This window comes from Pseudomonas sp. 05N433 (assembly GCF_056396925.1).
Genome location: NZ_JBFTML010000033.1, coordinates 1 through 17,946, shown reverse-complemented (window position 1 = coordinate 17,946; position 17,946 = coordinate 1). Strand labels below are relative to the sequence as shown.

At 61.1% G+C, this 17,946-nt stretch carries 18 protein-coding genes and 1 pseudogene; 14 read left to right on the top strand and 5 right to left on the bottom strand.

Translation table 11 applies throughout. The annotated features are described in order from the left end of the window. Window positions 1-137: 137 nt before the first annotated feature. The 4 genes and pseudogenes from AC1DIS_RS18170 to AC1DIS_RS18155 all read left to right on the top strand — a co-directional run bounded on the left by AC1DIS_RS18170 (window position 138) and on the right by AC1DIS_RS18155 (window position 3,595). Entirely contained in the window at window positions 138-1,454 is a 1,317-nt protein-coding gene (locus AC1DIS_RS18170) for a Na+/H+ antiporter family protein (protein WP_173861189.1), read from the top strand. Window positions 1,455-1,545: 91 nt separating this feature from the next. Further along, window positions 1,546-2,370, top strand: a pseudogene (locus AC1DIS_RS18165) (cache domain-containing protein); the annotation flags it as partial. 36 nt (window positions 2,371-2,406) lie between these two features. Next, window positions 2,407-3,228 (top strand): methyl-accepting chemotaxis protein, encoded by an 822-nt coding sequence (locus tag AC1DIS_RS18160; protein WP_370695268.1) that lies wholly within the window; start codon window positions 2,407-2,409, stop codon window positions 3,226-3,228. A 208-nt stretch (window positions 3,229-3,436) separates the two neighbouring features. After that, window positions 3,437-3,595, top strand: a complete 159-nt coding sequence (locus AC1DIS_RS18155) for a metallothionein (RefSeq protein ID WP_086945083.1) — start codon at window positions 3,437-3,439, stop codon at window positions 3,593-3,595. 72 nt (window positions 3,596-3,667) lie between these two features. Here the strand turns inward: AC1DIS_RS18155 and AC1DIS_RS18150 are convergent, their stop codons facing one another. Next, the gene (locus AC1DIS_RS18150; RefSeq protein WP_086945082.1) at window positions 3,668-3,895 is read right to left on the bottom strand and encodes a DUF6555 family protein; all 228 of its coding nucleotides are present in this window, start codon (window positions 3,893-3,895) and stop codon (window positions 3,668-3,670) included. Between the two features lie 145 nt (window positions 3,896-4,040). Between AC1DIS_RS18150 and AC1DIS_RS18145 the strand changes: the two genes are divergently transcribed. The 3 genes from AC1DIS_RS18145 (at window position 4,041) to AC1DIS_RS18135 (ending at window position 6,085) form a co-directional block, all read left to right on the top strand. Continuing rightward, complete coding sequence (locus AC1DIS_RS18145) at window positions 4,041-4,829, top strand: AraC family transcriptional regulator (protein ID WP_477781005.1); 789 nt, start codon at window positions 4,041-4,043, stop codon at window positions 4,827-4,829. 96 nt (window positions 4,830-4,925) lie between these two features. Continuing rightward, window positions 4,926-5,099 (top strand): DUF1427 family protein, encoded by a 174-nt coding sequence (locus AC1DIS_RS18140; RefSeq protein ID WP_007933035.1) that lies wholly within the window; start codon window positions 4,926-4,928, stop codon window positions 5,097-5,099. A 29-nt stretch (window positions 5,100-5,128) separates the two neighbouring features. Then, a complete protein-coding gene (locus tag AC1DIS_RS18135; RefSeq protein ID WP_477743745.1) occupies window positions 5,129-6,085 on the top strand; it encodes a quinone oxidoreductase family protein in 957 nt (318 codons plus the stop codon). 76 nt (window positions 6,086-6,161) lie between these two features. Here the strand turns inward: AC1DIS_RS18135 and AC1DIS_RS18130 are convergent, their stop codons facing one another. Together AC1DIS_RS18130 and AC1DIS_RS18125 are read right to left on the bottom strand one after the other, a co-directional pair. Next, window positions 6,162-7,196, bottom strand: coding sequence for a purine-nucleoside phosphorylase (locus AC1DIS_RS18130; RefSeq protein WP_477743744.1), 1,035 nt, complete (start codon window positions 7,194-7,196; stop codon window positions 6,162-6,164). Between the two features lie 24 nt (window positions 7,197-7,220). Next, on the bottom strand, window positions 7,221-8,177 hold the full coding sequence (locus tag AC1DIS_RS18125; RefSeq protein ID WP_138867957.1) for a nucleoside-specific channel-forming protein Tsx: 957 nt from the start codon (window positions 8,175-8,177) through the stop codon (window positions 7,221-7,223). 307 nt (window positions 8,178-8,484) lie between these two features. Here AC1DIS_RS18125 and selD point away from each other — a divergent pair, with 307 nt between their 5' ends. Both selD and mnmH read left to right on the top strand, forming a co-directional pair. Further along, window positions 8,485-9,519 carry a selenide, water dikinase SelD gene (gene selD / locus AC1DIS_RS18120; protein WP_477781004.1) on the top strand — a complete coding sequence of 345 codons (1,035 nt, stop codon included), beginning with the start codon at window positions 8,485-8,487 and terminating at the stop codon, window positions 9,517-9,519. Beyond that, window positions 9,519-10,622 carry a tRNA 2-selenouridine(34) synthase MnmH gene (mnmH, locus tag AC1DIS_RS18115; RefSeq protein ID WP_477781003.1) on the top strand — a complete coding sequence of 368 codons (1,104 nt, stop codon included), beginning with the start codon at window positions 9,519-9,521 and terminating at the stop codon, window positions 10,620-10,622. The genes selD and mnmH overlap by 1 nt, the downstream gene beginning before the upstream one ends. A gap of 63 nt (window positions 10,623-10,685) precedes the next feature. Here mnmH and AC1DIS_RS18110 read toward each other — a convergent pair whose 3' ends face one another. Then, window positions 10,686-11,360 carry a histidine phosphatase family protein gene (locus AC1DIS_RS18110; RefSeq protein WP_086945078.1) on the bottom strand — a complete coding sequence of 225 codons (675 nt, stop codon included), beginning with the start codon at window positions 11,358-11,360 and terminating at the stop codon, window positions 10,686-10,688. A 307-nt stretch (window positions 11,361-11,667) separates the two neighbouring features. On the opposite strand from AC1DIS_RS18110, the gene AC1DIS_RS18105 reads away from it, so the two are divergent. The 3 genes from AC1DIS_RS18105 to hemB all read left to right on the top strand — a co-directional run bounded on the left by AC1DIS_RS18105 (window position 11,668) and on the right by hemB (window position 14,355). Further along, a complete protein-coding gene (locus AC1DIS_RS18105; RefSeq protein WP_477781002.1) occupies window positions 11,668-12,375 on the top strand; it encodes a glutathione binding-like protein in 708 nt (235 codons plus the stop codon). A gap of 23 nt (window positions 12,376-12,398) precedes the next feature. Then, window positions 12,399-13,241: a PhzF family phenazine biosynthesis protein gene (locus tag AC1DIS_RS18100; protein ID WP_477743741.1), complete on the top strand. Its 843-nt coding sequence runs from the start codon at window positions 12,399-12,401 to the stop codon at window positions 13,239-13,241. Between the two features lie 139 nt (window positions 13,242-13,380). After that, window positions 13,381-14,355, top strand: a complete 975-nt coding sequence (gene hemB / locus AC1DIS_RS18095; protein ID WP_018925389.1) for a porphobilinogen synthase — start codon at window positions 13,381-13,383, stop codon at window positions 14,353-14,355. 15 nt (window positions 14,356-14,370) lie between these two features. Here the strand turns inward: hemB and AC1DIS_RS18090 are convergent, their stop codons facing one another. Then, window positions 14,371-15,900 (bottom strand): FAD-dependent monooxygenase, encoded by a 1,530-nt coding sequence (locus AC1DIS_RS18090; protein ID WP_064618947.1) that lies wholly within the window; start codon window positions 15,898-15,900, stop codon window positions 14,371-14,373. Window positions 15,901-16,060: 160 nt separating this feature from the next. Here AC1DIS_RS18090 and AC1DIS_RS18085 point away from each other — a divergent pair, with 160 nt between their 5' ends. After that, the gene (locus tag AC1DIS_RS18085) at window positions 16,061-17,155 is read left to right on the top strand and encodes a DUF1615 domain-containing protein (RefSeq protein ID WP_477743740.1); all 1,095 of its coding nucleotides are present in this window, start codon (window positions 16,061-16,063) and stop codon (window positions 17,153-17,155) included. An 81-nt stretch (window positions 17,156-17,236) separates the two neighbouring features. Further along, window positions 17,237-17,857, top strand: coding sequence for a glutathione S-transferase (locus tag AC1DIS_RS18080; RefSeq protein WP_477745526.1), 621 nt, complete (start codon window positions 17,237-17,239; stop codon window positions 17,855-17,857). Window positions 17,858-17,946: the final 89 nt, after the last annotated feature.

Below are 17,946 nucleotides of genomic sequence, written 5' to 3'. Positions count from 1 at the left end.
AATAGCCGTTCGCTTTGACAAGGGGACGATGCTGCGGCACAGTGCGCGCCCTCTAATAAAACCCTCTCTTCAATCCGCTGGCGGCGCTTGTGCGCACTGCCGGACGGACTCTTTCCGCTTGCCTTGAGGTAACGATGATTAATGCAGTAATTGCCGCGGTCGGCATCATGCTGATACTCAGCCTGTCCCGCGTGCATGTGGTAATCGCGCTGATTGTGGGTGCGCTGGTCGGTGGTTTGACCGGTGGCCTGGGGATCGATGCGACCCTCAAAGCCTTCAACAGCGGCCTCGGCGGCGGGGCGACAGTGGCGTTGTCCTACGCCTTGCTCGGCGCGTTCGCCGTGGCCATCGCCAAGTCCGGCCTGGCCCACGCCCTGGCGGACAAAGCCCTGGCCATGGTCGATCGCCAGCACACCAACGGCGGCGGCAATGTCAAATGGCTGCTGATCGGCCTGCTCTGGGTGGTGGCCATCGCCTCGCAGAACATTTTGCCGATTCATATCGCGTTTATCCCGTTGCTGGTGCCGCCTCTTTTATATGTGCTGACCAAACTGCAACTGGACCGGCGGTTGATCGCCTGCGTGATGACCTTCGGGCTGATCACGCCGTACATGTTCCTGCCGGTGGGCTTCGGCAACATCTTCCTCAATGAAATCCTGTTGGCCAACGTCGCCCGTAGCGGGGTGGACATCAGCGGCATCAACGTCACCCATGCCATGGGCATTCCGGCGCTGGGCATGGTGTTTGGCCTCGCGGCAGCCTTCATCAGCTACCGCAAGAAGCGCGTTTACGACCTGGAAAAGATCGAGCAAGTCGAACAGGTCGCGGTGCAGTACAACCCCTTGAGCCTGATGGTCGCCGGTCTGGCGATTATCGTGGCGTTCATTATTCAGCTGTTGCTGGACTCGATGATTATCGGGGCGCTGGTGGGCTTCCTGATCTTTTCGGCGTCGGGCATCGTCAAGTGGCGTGAAACCGACGACCTGTTCACCGAAGGCATGAAGATGATGGCGATGATCGGCTTCATCATGATCGCCGCATCCGGTTTTGCTGAAGTGATGAAAGCCACCGGTCATGTGCAGACACTGGTGGAGTCCTCGGCCTCGTGGATCGACCACAGCAAAGGCATCGGGGCGCTGTTGATGCTGCTGGTGGGCCTGTTGGTGACCATGGGCATCGGCTCGTCGTTTTCCACCGTACCGATTCTGGCGGCGATTTTCGTGCCGTTGTGCGTGCAACTGGGCTTCAGCCCGATCGCCATCGTGTGCATCGTCGGCACTGCCGGCGCGCTGGGCGATGCCGGTTCACCGGCGTCGGACTCGACCCTGGGCCCGACCTCCGGTCTGAACATCGACGGCCAGCATCACCACATCTGGGACACCGTGGTCCCGACCTTCCTGCACTACAACCTGCCGTTGCTGGCGTTCGGTTGGGTGGCGGCGATGGTTCTGTAACCACTCTACCTTGTAGGACCGCGTTCAACTTTTGATCTGGCGTGCCGTTATAGCCTTTAACCACGCCAATAAAATCAAAAGAGTGAACGTCATGCGCATGAGCCTGAAGGCCAAAGTCCTGTCCCTTGCCGTCCTCCCGGTGTTGCTCTTTGCGCTGGTCATCAGCCTGACCACGCTGTTCATTCTGCAGGAACAGGCCCGCAAGGAAGTCGAGGAAACCCGTCAGCGCCTGCTCAGCGATGCCAAGGCAACCCTGCAAAGCTACGTTGCCGTGGCCATGACCGCGATCAAACCGCTCTACGACGCGGCCGCTCCCGGCGATGACGCGGCGCGGGCGCAGGTGATCAAGTTGCTGTCGAGCATCACCTACGGCAAGGACGGCTACTTCTTCGGCTACGACTCCAACACCGTGCGCCTGTTCAAGGCCAACAGCCCCGAAGGCGTGGGCCAGAGCTTCAAGGACAACCGCGACCCGAACGGCATCTACGTTAACCGCGACCTGGTGAAAGTCGCCAAGGACGGGACCCACTACCTGCAATACAGCTCGCCACTGCCTGGTAATACCCAAGTGCAGGTACCCAAGCTCGGCTACACCGAATACCTGTCGAAGTGGGACATGGCGGTCGGCACCTCGGTCAACCTCGACGGCATAGAAGCGCAAGTGGCGCTGGTCGAGATCAAGGTCCAGGAACGCATGCAAGGCGTGGTGCTGAGCATTGTCGGGATTGCCGTGTTGGTGCTGCTGGTGATCGCCGCGGCCGGGATGCTGCTGGCCAATACCATTCTGCGTCCGCTGAACCTGATGAAAGCCAACCTCGACGACATCGCGGCGGGCGAGGGCGACCTGACCCGGCGCCTGACCATCACCAGCCAGGATGAACTCGGCGAACTGGCCGGCTCGTTCAACCGTTTCGTCGACAAGATCCACGGCCTGGTGCGGCAGATCACCGAAATGACCTCGCAACTGACCGGGCTGGTGAATCAGGTTTCCGATCAGGCCCAACGCTCGGATCAGGCCATGGAGCGCCAGCGTCACGAGACCGATCAGGTGGCCACGGCGATCAACCAAATGTCGGCGGCGGCCCAGGAAGTGGCCAAGAGCGCGCAAAACGCCGCGGTCGCTGCCCAGCAGACCGACGAAGAAGGCCAGGCCGCCAAGCGCGTGGTGGCCGGCAGCATCGTGAAGATTCATGCACTGGTGAACGACATTCGCAGCAGCGGCGTGTCCCTCGACAGCCTGCAGAAAGACGTGTCGTCGATTGTCAGCGTGCTCGGGGTGATCCGTTCGATTGCCGAGCAGACCAACCTGCTGGCGCTCAACGCCGCCATTGAAGCGGCCCGCGCCGGTGAGGCCGGACGTGGTTTTGCGGTGGTTGCCGACGAAGTGCGGGCGCTGGCCAGTCGCACGCAAATCAGCACCCAGGAAATCCAGGGCATGATCGACCGCTTGCAGGCCGGCACCCAATCGGCGGTCGAGTCCATGCGCCGCTCCAGCGAGGCCGGCGACGGCACATCGGCCCAGGCCAACGAGGCCGGGGCGTCGCTGGACGCCATGGCTCAGTTGATTGGCACCATCAACTCGATGAACGCGCAGATTGCCAGCGCCGCCGAAGAGCAAACCGCCGTGGCCGAAGAGATCAACCGCAGCGTGCACCAGATCGCCGTGGCGGTAGACAGCGTCGCCGACGAGACCCAGCGCGGTGCGCAAACCTCGCGCAGCCTGGCCGATCTCGGTCAGCGCCTGGGGCAATTGGTCGGGCAATTCCGTATTTGATTGATGTCGCTGAGAGCGTTTTGCGATCTGCAGCAGCTGCCGAGCCCGCGAGGCTGCTGCTACGGGGGAGCCACATCGCGACTACCCTCAATAGTAAGCAAACTCCGTCCAGGCATCTGTTTGAACCGGTTTCCGCAACGGGCGGTCATTTGCTTCAGGTGCCGCGCACCCGCGGCACCCGGACGACCCTAACCATGGAGTCAGACTCATGAACGACGGTACCTGCGACTGCCCGAAATGCTCCTGCAAACTGGGCGATCACCCCATCGTGCGTCACGGCAAGCACTATTGCTGCGAAGGCTGCGCCAAACATCACGAACACGGCGAAGAATGTTCCACCAAAGGCTGCAAGTGCGCTAAGCACTGACCGCTCATCCAAAAAAAGTGGAGCCGCTGCGGCTCCACTTTCAGTTCGAATATTCACCCTCCCGTTCAACGTTCAACTCGTCGGCCGCCAGGTCACGTTCTCGACGCCGAATTTTTCCGCCACAGGTTTGCTGGTCTTTTGCACCCGCTCACGGCCAAAACGAGGGATCCGGCCTACGCCGGCATCGCAACTGGCCCAGTGCCAGGCTTCTGCGTTGTCCATTTTGTCCTGGCGGATGATGAAAGACTTAGGCTTGCCATGAAGTGTGTATTCAATGACGAAAAGCTTTGCGTTGTTCATAAAGCCTGTATTCCTCCCTGTTGTTATAGAAGGATCGTGAGGCGCGCGAAAAATTCCGTCGGATTGTCAGTCGGTTACAGCGACTGGCGACACGTCGCACGCCTCGCTACCATGGAGCCTTTCCGTCCCCTAATGATCCTAGCCTATGGCCAAGGCCGCCCCCCCTGATTTAAGCGATACCGATGTGCCCGTGCAACCGCTGGCACGTACTTACCCACGTGGGTTGTATATCGAGCCTCACGAACATGCGTGGGGCCAGTTGCTGTACGCGATGAGCGGCGTGATGTGGGTCGAGACGCCCAATGAAGCACTGGTGGTGCCGCCGCAACGGGCGGTCTGGCTGCCGCCGGGTGTGCCGCACGGGATTCGCGTGGTCTCTGACTTGCAGATGCGCAACATCTACCTGCGGCCGTCATTGGCGGCGACACTGGACGACAGTGTGCAAGTGATTGAAGTCGGCGGCTTGCTGCGCGAACTGATCGTCGGGTTGGTGGAGCAGGGCGACGACGGTGCCCCGGATTACTACGACGCGCTGGTCGGCCTGGCCTTGCTGGAGMTCAAGCGCGCCCGGCGCTCATTGCTGAAAATACCGCTACCGGACGATTCCGACCGGCGGCTGATGAACCTGTGCCAGGCGGTCATGGCCTCACCGTCGCTGGACATTCCCTTCGAGCAGCACGCCGAAAATGCCGGTGCCAGCGTGCGTACCCTGGCGCGGTTGTTCAAGGACGGTTTGGGCATGGGCTTCGCCGAATGGCGGCGGCAGGTGCAACTGGCGACCGCGGCGGCCGAATTGATTCAGGGCGTACCGGTCAGCGCGATAGCCCGGGAACTGGGTTATTCGCCGAGCAGCTTCAGCGACATGTTCCGCCGGGAACTGGGCGTCGCGCCTTCGCAGTTTTGCGTGAGCCAGCAACGGGGCGGCGCTGCGTAAAAAGCGCTTTGGCCGACATTCAGAAGTACTTGGCCGACGTCCGTGGCGACCTCTCTCTAGACTCTGCGCATACCCCCTTATGCCACGGAGTCTGTCATGAACTACCTTATCTCGTTGGGTATCGGTCTGGGCGTCGGCCTGCTCTATGGCGCGCTGGATTTTCGTTCCCCCGCACCGCCGGCCATCGCGCTGGTGGGCCTGCTGGGCATGCTTGCCGGTGAGCAGTTGTGGCCCTTGGGTCGGCAACTGGTGGCGGGCTGGATCTCCTGAAACCTCTTATCCATTTGGTGGAAATGCCCATGAAAGCACTGCAATTCGACAAAACCGGCGACCTCTCGGCCCTGCGCTACGTTGAGGTGCCCACCCCCGTTCCCGGCGCTGACGAAGTGCTGGTCCAGATCAAGGCGGCGGGCCTCAATCCCAGCGATGTGAAAAACGTACTGGGGCGCTTTCCCTACACCACATTGCCGCGGATTCCCGGGCGTGATTTCGCCGGTATCGTCGTCGAAGGCCCGCAGGCGCTGATCGGCCAGGAAGTCTGGGGCACCGGCCGGGAGTTGGGCTTCTTTGCCGACGGTTCCCACGCGCAATTCGTCAAACTGCCGGCCAATGGCGTGGCGCTGAAGCCGACGCATCTGAGCTTTGCCCAGGCTGCCAGCCTCGGTGTGCCGTACACCACGGCGTGGGATGCGTTGGAACGCAGTCTTGTCACGACCGGAACGCGGTTGTTGGTGATCGGCGGCGGGGCGGTGGGCAGCGCAGCATTGGCGCTGGCCAAAGTCCGGGGCGCCCAAGTGCTGGCGGCGGCGCGGCGGCCGGAGCAGGTCAAGGATTTGCAGGCTCAGGGTTATCAGACGCTGCAACTGGATAAGCCCGAAGAGCTGGGCGCACAGGTCAACGCCGTGTATGCCGGCGGTGCCGACGTGATCTTCGACACCACCGGTTTCTGGCTACCGGCCTCGGTCCCGGCGCTGGCCGCGTTCGGTCGCATCGCAATCATCGCCGCGCCGGCGGATGGGCATGTGCAATTGCCGGCCCTGGCGCTGTATCGCAAGGGCGGTTCGGTGGTGGGGATCAATTCGTTGCTGTACGGGGTTCAGGCGTGTGCGGCGATGCTCGAACAGTTCGGAAGCTTTTTCGATCAGGGCCTGTTGCCGTTGCCGGAAGGGCTAGTTGAATCGCCGTTGGCCGAGGGGCTGGAACGGTATGCCGAGGTGAATCAGGGCAGTGGCGACAAGGTGATTTTGTTGCCTTGAAATGGATGCAACTGGAAATACACCCCGGATCAAATGTGGGAGCGGGCAAGCCCGTTCCCACATAGGGACGTATGAATCAGGCCTCAGGCACGCCTTTCTCCCAAGCCGACCAATTCTTTAAGATCTCCTGCACCAACGGATTCCCCGTGCGGTACAGGTTCTCCAGTGCCGGCACAAACCCGCCCTGATCGGCGTATTTGAGCAGGTTATCCACCTCGCTCTGGCCCGGCGCGGGCCGGTCGAAGTCGGAACCGGCGCGTACCACCGCCAAACGGCGGACATCCACCAGACCTTCGCGACTGGCCCGCAGCAGTGCCTCGTAGGTGGAGTTGTCTTCCTGCTGAGTGGTGCAGTAGACACCTTCGTTGTTGGTCAGCAATTTTGTCCAGACTTCCGCCCGCTCACTCAAGCGCGTCCCGGAAAACCAGGTATTGCCCGCCAGCGTGTCGCACTGGGTCACCACCGGCGGCTGATTGGCCGGGGCCGACGGATACTTCAAGCGCCACGCCGCCGACTCCTTGCTCTCGCTCAGCTCGACCTTGTGGCTCAGGGCGAAGGCCTTGGCCTGCAGCTTTGGGTTGAGTTCGAAGACTTCGGTCTTGTAATCCAGCGGCGGTTTTTCGTTCGGGCCTTTGGTGTTAATGCCCAGGTAACCGGTCGGCCAGTCTTTCGGCGCGTCCCGGGAATCCAGTTCCCACTGGGTGCCAAACTCCACCAGGTAGTGCGCCCACGCGGTGGTGCCGAGGGTCCCGTGTTTTGGGTTGATGCCGGCAATCCCGGCGATCAGGAAGTAACTTTTGCGCAGGTCGAATTTCGGCGACAGCGCCAGGGCCAGGGTCGAGGCCGCCGCATTGGTCTGGCCCATGCCGGTGACCATCAGGCACACCTGTTCGGTGTTGCAGCGAATGTTCGGGTACTCGGCGGACAGGCCCGGTACTCGCACTTCCTGCTTGAGTTCCAGGCGATCGATCCAGTTCTGCGCTTCGGGAGCGAACATGGTGATCAGCATCACTTTCGGCTGGATCGGCGCTTCTACCGCCCAGGCAGAGGAAGAGAGCAGGGTGCTTGCCGCAAAACCGACAGACAGGGAAAGACGCGTCATTGCTTTCATAAAACCTCCTGATTCAAATGAGCCTTAAAACTGATAGCCGACACCGGCGTAGTAACCCCAGCCGTTGGAACGGGCGCGGAAGTCGCCGTCGCCGAAATTCAACTCACTGCCGTCCTCCCAGTTGCCGCCGTTGTGGAAGTAGCGGCCGACCAGGGTGAAACGCAAGTGGGTGAAGGCGTAGAGCAACACGTTGGTGGCCACGGTGGCATTGGCGGTGCGGGCCGGGTTGTCCTTGTGCAGGTCGGAGCCGAAGTCGAAGTTGGTGAAACCGATGTAGGTCAACGAAGCGCCGTTGCTGAAACTGCTGATGGGCACGATGTATTTGAGCTGGGCGCGGTAGCCGTCCCACGAATACTCGTTGCTGGCGCCGTAGTTTTCCCACTGGTAGCGACCGTAGAAGTTGGCCGACAGATTGACCCGCGAATGGGTGTCGATGTCGGTGCCGAGGCCGCTGTACAGCGTGTTGGCGCGGTTGGCACTGTTGCTGCCGTGGTCGTAGATCCAGTCGAACGCCACGTACCATTCCTTGAACGGCCCGACGGCCAGACTGCGGCCGGCGAGGTAGTCGATGGAAATCCGTGGTTCGTGCTCCATGAACACTGGCGAGCCGTGGTCCCATACGCCTTTGTCATGGCTGTTGCCGATGTCGAAGATCTTCGGAATGTCGATGTAGCCGTACAACTCGAACGGCCCCTTGCGGCCGAAGTACTCGTATTCCAAGTAGATGTCGTCGGCCGGTTGCGGGCCGAAACTGATGTCCTTGCTGCCGATGACGGTCAGGTCCTGATTGAACCAGTCCGACAGGTACGCGCCTTTTTTTGGTGGGTTGGCTTCAGGGCTGAGGGCTTCGCCCTGGGCGGATTCTTCGGTGGTGGTCGGTTGGGCCAACGCGGAGCTGCTGAGTAGTCCTGTAACGCTGGCCAACAGCAAGGAAACAGCAAACGTGCGCGAGCAAGTCACGCGACTGGAGGTGCAATGCATTAAAAGTCCCTTTTCGTGCGTATCGAAGCCCCGATGGTGCGGGCTTGTGCGGTTTAAGTGGCGAACAGGCCGGTATCGGCGACTCGCAAACGTTTGCACAAGCTATACCAATTTTCGCAATGCGCTGAAAAGCCGGAGGAATTGGCGGTTTTACTGTCCTTTTGGTCAAGGATTTCGAGGGGCGGGGGAAAGGCGGGGAGCTGAATGCACCAAAGTGAGTTTCGCTGCACAAAGATCGTTCTTACGCGGCTTCTGCCAAATGGGGTTGCTGTAGAATCCTCGCCATTGACTTCACAAGGTGCATCCCATGAGCGAGCCGAYACGTCTGACCCAATACAGCCACGGCGCAGGTTGCGGCTGCAAGATTTCGCCCCAGGTGCTGGAGGTGATTCTGGCCGGCAGCGGGGCGCAGAACCTGGACCCGAAACTCTGGGTTGGCAACGCCTCGCGCGATGACGCGGCGGTGTATGCCATCGATGAAGAGCGCGGCGTGGTGTCGACCACTGACTTCTTTATGCCGATCGTCGACGATCCGTTCGATTTCGGCCGTATCGCCGCCACCAACGCCATCAGCGACATTTACGCCATGGGCGGCGATCCGTTGATGGCGATTGCGATCCTCGGCTGGCCGGTCAATGTGCTGGCGCCGGAGATTGCCCGGGAAGTGATTCGCGGCGGGCGGTCGGTCTGCGATGAAGCGGGAATCCCCCTGGCCGGCGGCCATTCCATCGACGCACCTGAGCCGATCTTCGGCCTGGCCGTGACCGGACTGGTGGAAAAGCGCCACATGAAGCGCAACGACACCGCCACCGCCGGATGCCGGCTCTATCTCACCAAACCCTTGGGCATCGGCATCCTCACCACCGCCGAGAAAAAGGGCAAGTTGCGCAATGCCGACATCGGCCTGGCCCGCGACTGGATGTGCACCCTGAACAAACCCGGAAGCCGTTTTGGCAAGCTCGATGGCGTGACCGCAATGACTGACGTCACCGGTTTCGGCCTGCTCGGGCATCTGGTGGAAATGGCCGACGGCAGCAACGTGACCGCCCGCATCGGCTATGACCGTGTGCCGCGCCTGCCGGGCGTCGAGTATTACCTCGATCAGGGCTGCGTGCCCGGCGGCACACTGCGCAATTTCGACAGCTACGCCAGCAAGGTCGGTCGGCTCCAGGAGTTGCACAAACGCGTGCTCTGCGACCCGCAGACCAGCGGCGGTTTGCTGATTGCAGTCACGCCCGAATGCGACGCAGCGTTCCTGGCGGTGGCGGCCGAACTTGGGCTGGCCCTTCAGCCGATCGGCGAACTGGTTGAGCGACAGACCCACGCGGTTGAGGTGGTTTGATGTCCAGAGACTTCACCGATTACCGCGACATCTTCCTCAACGACCGGCCGATGATGGATGTGCGCGCGCCGATCGAATTCCTCAAGGGCTCATTCCCCGGTGTGGTCAACCTGCCGCTGATGAATGACCATGAGCGGCAACGGGTCGGCACTTGCTACAAGCAACACGGTCAGCAAGCGGCCATCACGCTGGGGCATCAATTGGTGACCGGCGCGAYCAAGGCCGAGCGTATCCAGGCCTGGGCCGATTTTGCCCGGGCGCATCCGGATGGCTATTTGTATTGTTTTCGCGGTGGGCTGCGTTCGCAGATCACCCAGCAGTGGCTCAAGGACGAAGCGGGCATCGACTATCCGCGGGTCGGTGGCGGCTACAAGGCCATGCGCACCTTCTTGCTCGACACGCTCGACCAGGCCGTTGCCCAGTGCGATTTCGTTTTGCTGGGCGGCATGACCGGCACCGGCAAGACCGAGGTGCTCACGCAATTGAGCAACGCGCTGGACCTTGAAGGTCATGCCCATCATCGCGGCTCCAGCTTCGGCAAACGCGCCACCGGCCAACCCTCCAACATCGACTTTGAAAACCGCCTGGCCGTGGACGTGCTGAAAAAGTGTGCCAGCGGTATCGAGCAGTTTGTGCTCGAAGACGAGAGCCGCGCGATCGGCAGTTGTGCGCTGCCGTTGCCGCTGTATCAGGGCATGCAGCAGTTTCCGATGGTCTGGCTGGAAGACAGCCTGGAAGGGCGCGTCGAGCGGATCCTGCGCGATTACGTGGTGGATTTATGCGCCGAGTTCACCGAGGTGTATGGCGATGAAGGCTTCGCGCTGTTTTCCGAGCGGATGTTGGCGAGCCTGAACAATGTCCAGAAACGCCTGGGCGGCGAACGTCATCGGCGGATGCTGACCTTGATGGAGGATGCGCTGGCGGAACAGGCCAATAGCGGCGCGGTGGATTTGCACCGGGGCTGGATCGAAGGGTTGCTGCGTGAGTATTACGACCCGATGTATGTGTTTCAGCGGGAGAAGAAGGGGGCGCGGATCGAGTTTGTCGGGGATCGGGGGGCGGTTCTCGAATATTTGCGGGAGCGGGGCAAGCAGCGGGGGTGATGTTGTTTTTACTGGCCCCTTCGCGAGCCTGCTCGCGATGGGGCCTGGCAGGTGCCCGACCGCTTACGTCGGACAAGTCTCCGGGCCGTTATTGAGCCCTTGCTTATAGAGGTGGCTCTGCAGGCTGGCCTTGCCGTTGTGCCAGGTCAGCGTGAGCACGTACAGCGAGTCATAGTCGCTGGATGCCCAGTCATCGGTGATGCGCTGTTCTGAGCCGACGGCTTCCCCGGCGACCTTGTTGATCAGCTCGGGCAGGTAGCCATGAGACCAGGCGGTATAGATGATCGAGTTGTGATACTTGTCGCGAAGCAGTTCATCGGCCAGGTCGCTGGTGTCGTTGGCCGAAAATTCGATGTTCACCGGCAAGCCGAGCTTGATCGCGCTGGGGCTGATGGTCATCAGGGGGCGAATGTAACTGTAGGAATTATCCAGTTCGCCTTCCTCTACATTGCGCGTCGGGTTGGCGGCAAACACGTAGTTGGCCTTGCCGAATTTTTCCGGCAGCAAGGTGGCTAGGTCGATGGCGCGGTTCAGTCCCTGACAATTGAGCTGACCCAGGCCGCCGGCCGGTTTTTCCGCGTGACGCAAAAACACCAGCGTCTGTGTACCGTCCACCGGTTGGGCGCGGCTTACACTGGACTCCAGTGACAAAAACAACGCGCTGGCCGCCAACAGAGCGGGCAGGAAGATATAAGCGCGATGTTTGAAGCGGTTGGTGAGTTTCAAAGGATTCATCATCGAATAGGTAATCTTCAGCGCATTTGGTTAAGGCCGACAAACCTTGACACCTCAAGTGCCTAGCATAGGGTGTTTGCCATGTCGTTGACCCGGTCCATTTCTAACAGGGCAATGCTCAGAGTCCGCTGAAGCCCTTTTGGTTCGATTCGAGCTTCGATCCGGGCCAGGTGCCTGGCACTTTAGCGGCAACCTTGAACGGATTGGGGGGAAGGTTATCGACAGGATGTTTCGGATTGATGGGCACAGTACACATGTTAGCCCCGTCCCCCTTATGATCTTCACTCCGACTTTCCCGTGGAAGCTCCCGATGACCGATTTGTCTGCATTCCCCATCACTCGAAAATGGCCGGCCCAGTACCCGGAGTGGATCCAGCTCTATTCCTTGCCAACGCCCAATGGCGTCAAGGTTTCGATCATGCTCGAAGAGATCGGGTTGCCCTACGAGCCGCATCGTGTGGGCTTCGACACCCAGGATCAGCTGTCCCCTGAGTTTCTGTCGCTGAACCCCAACAACAAGATTCCGGCGATCCTCGACCCCCACGGCCCGGGCGACCAACCGCTGGCGCTGTTCGAGTCCGGGGCGATTCTGATTTACCTCGCCGACAAGAGCGGGCAACTGCTGGCCCAGGAGTCGGCAGCGCGTTACGAGACCCTTCAGTGGCTGATGTTTCAGATGGGCGRTATCGGGCCGATGTTCGGCCAGCTCGGCTTTTTCAACAAATTCGCCGGCAAGGACTACGAAGACAAGCGTCCCCGTGATCGTTACGTCGACGAAAGCAAGCGCTTGCTCAAGGTCCTCGATGGCCGTCTGCAAGGGCGCGACTGGATCATGGGCGAGCGCTACACCATTGCCGACATCGCGACTTTTCCGTGGGTGCGTAACCTGATCGGCTTCTACGAGGCCGGTGATCTGGTCGGCATCCAGAATTTCCCCAATGTCACTCGCGTGCTGGAGCGTTTCCTGGCAAGGCCGGCGGTGATTCGTGGGCTGGAAATCCCCAAGCAATCCCTTTGAATCCCTCATCACCAAGGCAGGCAATGAGCTCATTCGATTTCAAGCAAGTAGATGTCTTCAGCCACGTCGTGCTCAAGGGCAACGCGCTGGCGGTGGTGTTCGGCGCAGACAAGCTCAGCGATGAACGCATGGCGGCGTTCGCGAACTGGACCAACCTCAGCGAAACCACTTTCGTGCTCGAACCTCGAGACCCCCGGGCCGACTATCGGGTACGCATCTTCACCACCCTGCAAGAGTTGCCGTTCGCCGGTCATCCGACGCTGGGCACCTGCCATGCCTGGCTCGAGGCCGGTGGGGTGCCCAAAGGCGAGGAGATCATTCAGGAATGCGGTGCCGGGTTGGTGCGAGTGCGTCGGCAGGGGGCGGAGCTGGCGTTTCTCGCGCCACCGTTGCTCAGGTCCGGCCCGGTGGACGCCGGGCTGGTCGAGCGTGTACGGCTGGGCCTCGGATTGGCGCCGGGAGCGATTGTGCGCACGCAATGGGTCGACAACGGTGCCGGTTGGCTGGCGGTGATGGTCGAGGACCGCCAGCAGATTCTGGACTTGCAGCCGGATCATGCACAGATGCTCGGCCTCGCCGTCGGTGTCATCGCGCCATGGCACCCCGAGCGCGATGGTGCTGAGGCGCAGTTCGAAGTGCGTGCATTCATCTCCGGCGACGGCATGCCGGAAGACCCGGCCACCGGCAGCCTGAACGCCGGAATCGCTCAATGGTTGCTCAGCGAAGGGCTGGCCCCGGCATCTTATGTCGTCAGTCAGGGCCTGACCATGGGCCGCGCCGGGCGGATTCGGGTGGAGCAGGTGGGAGATGAGATTTGGATTGGTGGTGCTGTCGTGACGTGTATTACCGGAACGCTGACGATCTAACCTGTGAGAGCAGGCGGTATTCGATGCGGGCGATTGTTGCCGCCGCGGTAACGTTGTCTTGAGCGATCGAGGTTTGTGTCCCGCACCTTGCAGGGCATAAGCTTTGCGCCCTACGAATTTCGTCTCTTCAGGAAGGTCCATGTCCAGTCAGTTCCCCGAAGCACGTCCACGCCGTCTGCGCCGCAATGCGAGCCTGCGCAGCCTGTTCCAGGAAACCGAGTTCAGCTTGAATGACCTGGTGCTGCCGATTTTCGTCGAGGAAGAGATCGACGATTTCGTGCCGATCAAGAGCATGCCCGGGGTGATGCGCATTCCCGAGTCGAAACTGGCCGGCGAGATCGAGCGTTACGCCCGGGCCGGGATCAAGTCGGTGATGACCTTCGGCGTGTCTCATCATCTGGACAGCAACGGCAGCGACACCTGGAACGATAACGGCCTGGTGTCGCGCATGTCGCGCATCGCCAAAAACGCCGTGCCGGAAATGATCGTGATGTCCGACACCTGTTTTTGTGAGTACACCGACCACGGCCATTGCGGCGTGTTGCACCAGCACGAAGTCGATAACGACCAGACCCTGATCAACCTCGGCAAACAAGCCGTGGCCGCCGCCCGGGCCGGCGCCGATGTGATCGCGCCGTCGGCGGCGATGGACGGGCAGGTCCAGGCGATTCGCCGGGCGCTCGATGCAGCGGGTTTCAGCCAGACCGCGATCATGGCCTATTCGACCAAATTCGCCTCGGCGCTTTATGGCCCGTTCCGCGAAGCCGGCGGCAGTGCGCTCAAGGGTGACCGCAAAAGCTATCAGATGAACCCGATGAACCGTCGTGAAGCGGTGCGTGAGTCGTTGCTGGACGAACAGGAAGGCGCCGACGCGCTGATGGTCAAGCCGGCCGGCGCGTACCTGGACATCATCCGCGACATCCGCGAAGCCTCGCGTCTGCCGTTGTCGGCGTATCAGGTGAGCGGTGAATACGCGATGATCAAATTCGCCGCCCAGGCTGGGGCGATCGATGAAGATCGCGTCGTGCGTGAGAGTCTGGGGGCGATCAAAAGGGCGGGGGCGGATTTGATCTTCACCTACTTCGCAATGGACCTGGCCCTGGCCGGGATCTAACAAATCAAAAGATCTTCAGGTGATATAAGGCCGTATCCCATGATCGCGGAAATACCGTTCGATCACCTTCGGATCGGCGCTGTAATCGGCGATCGCCACATAGGTATCGGGGCGCAGCAGGTAAAACCCGTTGCGCGCCAGTCCCACGGTTTCAAACACCGGTCGCCAGTCGAACACCTGCAACGGCAGGTGATGCGCGCTGCACCAGGCGATCATCTCGTCGCTGGTTTCGCCATACACATGCACCTGCCAGGTCAGGTATTTCAGCGATTCGAAGTTGTCCCCTTCATCGTCGTGGGCCCAGGGCAGGCGATCACCGCCGTGAATATGGCCGGTAACGCCCTCACTCAACGGCATGCCGCGATAGTTGAGGGTGGTCTGTGACACCGTGCGAAACAGGAACTCCCGGACGGCCTCGAACGAGATCATTTTCGGGATCAAAAAGGGCGCCACGCGCATGCGCATTACGTCGGCAATTGGCCCATCGGCCGTGACAAAATTGAACACCCGATCAGTGGTGGCCACCAGGCGCTGGGCAAAGGCGATGCGTTCGGTTTCATAACTGTCGAGCAGTTTGGCCGTGGCGCTGCCGCTTAACACCGCCGCGAGCTTCCAGGCCAGATTGATCGCGTCGCCAATCCCGGTGTTCATGCCCTGGCCACCCGCCGGGCTGTGGACATGGGCGGCGTCACCCAACAGAAACGCGCGTCCGGTACGAAAGTGATCCGCTACCCGGTGATGCACGCGGTAGGTCGAGAACCAGTTCACCTGATCGATCTGCACCTTTAAATTCTCGATGGCCCGCCTGCTGACGTCTGCAAACTGGAGGGTTTCGGCGCGCTCGGCGCGTTCGTCGCGAACCGTGCCGATCAGTCGGGCGCGACCTTCGCTGGACAAAGGAAAAATGGCGAGAAAGTCGGCTTCGTCGAGGTCCACATGCAATTCACCGTTGAACGTCGGGCCGCGGGCCTGCACATCCGCCACGTAGAAAATCTGTTGGTAGGTGCCCCCCGGAAAATCGGTGTCCAGGGATTTGCGCACGATCGAGCGGGCGCCGTCGCAGCCAGCGAGGTAGCAGGCCTGGCAGGTTTGCTGCTGGCCATCGGGCAAGCGCAGCGTTGCGGTGATGCCATCGCCAGTTTCCTCGAAACTGTGCAATTCGGTGTTGCGCTCCACCGTAATGCCAAAGGTCTCCAGGCGTTCGATCAGCAGTTGTTCATGCTCGTCTTGCGGATAGATTTCCAGGAACGCATAGGGCGTCAACCCCTCGCCGATGGCGCTCAGCGGCAGGTGTGCGACCGGTTCGCCCTTGACCCAGAAATTCGCGGCGCACACTTTATGGCCGTTCTGCACCACGGCGTCGCTGAGGTCGAGCTGGCGATACAGCTCCAGCGTTCGGGCCTGTACTGCCAACGCGCGTGAGGTAGTACCGGGGGCCGAGGTCTTGTCGATAATCCGCACCCCAATCCCCAGCTTGCTCAGCCACAGCGCCAGGACCAGCCCGGTCGGGCCGGCGCCGATGATCAGCACGTCGCTACGGTTCATGAGCCTGTCCTCCTCGGTGTGTGGATCAAGTATGGTTCAACCGGGACGCGCTCGCAGGCTCGACAGCGGCTACGGAACAGGGAGAGGGCGGGATAGTCATAGCCTGCGCCATGCCATTGATCGTATGGTTAACCCGGCTCAACGGATTTGATGGAGCACCATGCAAGCCAATCGATTGATCATGAGCGTGGCCGCGCTGTTGGTACTGGCCGGTTGCGGCACTCAGCGCCCTCAGGAACCGCCGGCCCGCAAGCCTGCCGAGGTCAAGGCCGAGATCGTCAGCCTGCTGCCGGCCAAAACGGTCGACCGTCAGGGCTGGGCCACGGACATCTACGCAGCATTTGCCGCGCAAAAGATTTCGCCGACCACGCAAAACCTGTGTTCGGTACTCGCGGTCGCTGAGCAAGAGTCGACGTTTCAGGCTGACCCGCTGGTGCCAGGCCTGGGCAAGATCGCCCGGGATGAAATCGACCGCCGCGCCGATAAGGCCCACATCCCCGGCTTGCTGGTCAGCGGTGCCTTGCAGGTGCGTTCACCCAACGGCAAAAGCTACAGCGACCGGCTGAATGCCGTGCGCAGCGAGAAAGAGCTCAGCGAGATTTTCGATGACTTCATCGGCATGGTGCCCATGGGCCGGACCTTGTTCGGCGGCTTCAACCCGGTGCACACCGGCGGGCCGATGCAGGTCAGCATCGACTTTGCCGAGCAGCATGTGCGGGATTATCCCTACCCGGTGAACGGCTCGATTCGTCACGAAGTGTTCACCCGTCGCGGTGGCCTGTATTTCGGTATCGCCCACTTGCTCGGCTATCCGGTGAGCTATAAGCAGCCGCTGTATCGCTTCGCCGATTTCAACGCCGGTTGGTACGCCAGCCGCAATGCGGCGTTTCAGAACGCGGTCAGTCGTGCGACGGGTATCCCGCTGGCGCTGGATGGCGACCTGGTGCGCTACGACTCGATTATGCCCGGCGCCACGGAACTGGCGGTGCGCACCCTTGGCAAGCAATTGGACATGCGCAACCCGACCATTCGGGATCAACTGGAGGAGGGCAAAAGTCTTCAGTTCGAGGACACCACGCTCTATCAACGCGTCTTCGCTTTGGCCGAACAGGCCGAAGGCCGGCCATTACCCCGGGCGGTGTTGCCGGGGATCGTGCTGCAAAGCCCGAAAATCACCCGAAAACTCACCACGGCGTGGTTTGCCAAGCGGGTCGACGAGCGCTATCAGCGCTGTATGAAGCGCGCGGGAGGGTAACCGGGCAAGCTCGCTCCCACATGGTTCGTGCGCAGTCTTTGGCATCTGCTACAAAGAGAGAGTCGCAGAGGAGATTTAGTCATGTACCAGCTCTATGGGCATCAGAATTCGGGGGCGGCCGCCATCGAAGCCGCGCTGGAACTGTGCGAGGTTCCTTATCGCTTCATCGACGTTTCATCGTCCTCGCAGGCGCTGCATGCGCTGGAGAAGCTCAACCCGCTGAAGCAGGTTCCCACTCTGCAACTGCCTGATGGCGGCGTTCTTACCGAGAGTGCGGCCATCCTGATTCACCTGGGCCTTACGTTTCCGGAGTCGAATCTGTTGCCGGAAAATCCGATCAAGCGCGATCAGGTGATTCATGGCCTGGTGTATATCGTCAGCAATTGTTACACCGCCATCGGCATCATCGATTACCCCGAACGCTGGCTGGCCGAGGCGGACGAGTCGTCCCGGCAAAACCTCATGGCCGGTGCCCGCCAACGCCTGCATTGGCATTGGGAGGTGTTTGCCGATCAGTTCGCCGGCAAGTTGTACCTGGACGATGGAAAACCGGGCGCGCTGGATATTCTGGCAGCGGTGGTAACGCGGTGGGCGGGCACCCGGGAACACTTGCGCATTGCGCGGCCGGGGTTCTTCGCCTGGCTCGAACGCTTCGACCGCCACCCTGCATTGGCGCCGGTCTTCTCTCGGCATTGGCCATAGGAACACCGCCAAACACATGTTGTGGGGGAGGGGCGGGATTATCTGTGGCGAGGGAGCTTTTGTGGCGAGGGGGCAAGCCCCCTCGCCAC

Coding starts and splice junctions, on each gene's coding strand:
- AC1DIS_RS18090 (WP_064618947.1), bottom strand. CDS start 15,900: ATGAACCGTAGCGACGTGCTGATCATCGGCGCCGGCCCGACCGGGCTG.
- AC1DIS_RS18140 (WP_007933035.1), top strand. CDS start 4,926: ATGAACTACCTTATCTCGTTGGGTATCGGTCTGGGCGTCGGCCTGCTC.
- AC1DIS_RS18110 (WP_086945078.1), bottom strand. CDS start 11,360: ATGATGAATCCTTTGAAACTCACCAACCGCTTCAAACATCGCGCTTAT.
- AC1DIS_RS18125 (WP_138867957.1), bottom strand. CDS start 8,177: ATGCATTGCACCTCCAGTCGCGTGACTTGCTCGCGCACGTTTGCTGTT.
- AC1DIS_RS18100 (WP_477743741.1), top strand. CDS start 12,399: ATGAGCTCATTCGATTTCAAGCAAGTAGATGTCTTCAGCCACGTCGTG.
- hemB (WP_018925389.1), top strand. CDS start 13,381: ATGTCCAGTCAGTTCCCCGAAGCACGTCCACGCCGTCTGCGCCGCAAT.
- AC1DIS_RS18085 (WP_477743740.1), top strand. CDS start 16,061: ATGCAAGCCAATCGATTGATCATGAGCGTGGCCGCGCTGTTGGTACTG.
- AC1DIS_RS18130 (WP_477743744.1), bottom strand. CDS start 7,196: ATGAAAGCAATGACGCGTCTTTCCCTGTCTGTCGGTTTTGCGGCAAGC.
- AC1DIS_RS18160 (WP_370695268.1), top strand. CDS start 2,407: ATGACCTCGCAACTGACCGGGCTGGTGAATCAGGTTTCCGATCAGGCC.
- AC1DIS_RS18080 (WP_477745526.1), top strand. CDS start 17,237: ATGTACCAGCTCTATGGGCATCAGAATTCGGGGGCGGCCGCCATCGAA.
- AC1DIS_RS18135 (WP_477743745.1), top strand. CDS start 5,129: ATGAAAGCACTGCAATTCGACAAAACCGGCGACCTCTCGGCCCTGCGC.
- AC1DIS_RS18155 (WP_086945083.1), top strand. CDS start 3,437: ATGAACGACGGTACCTGCGACTGCCCGAAATGCTCCTGCAAACTGGGC.
- AC1DIS_RS18150 (WP_086945082.1), bottom strand. CDS start 3,895: ATGAACAACGCAAAGCTTTTCGTCATTGAATACACACTTCATGGCAAG.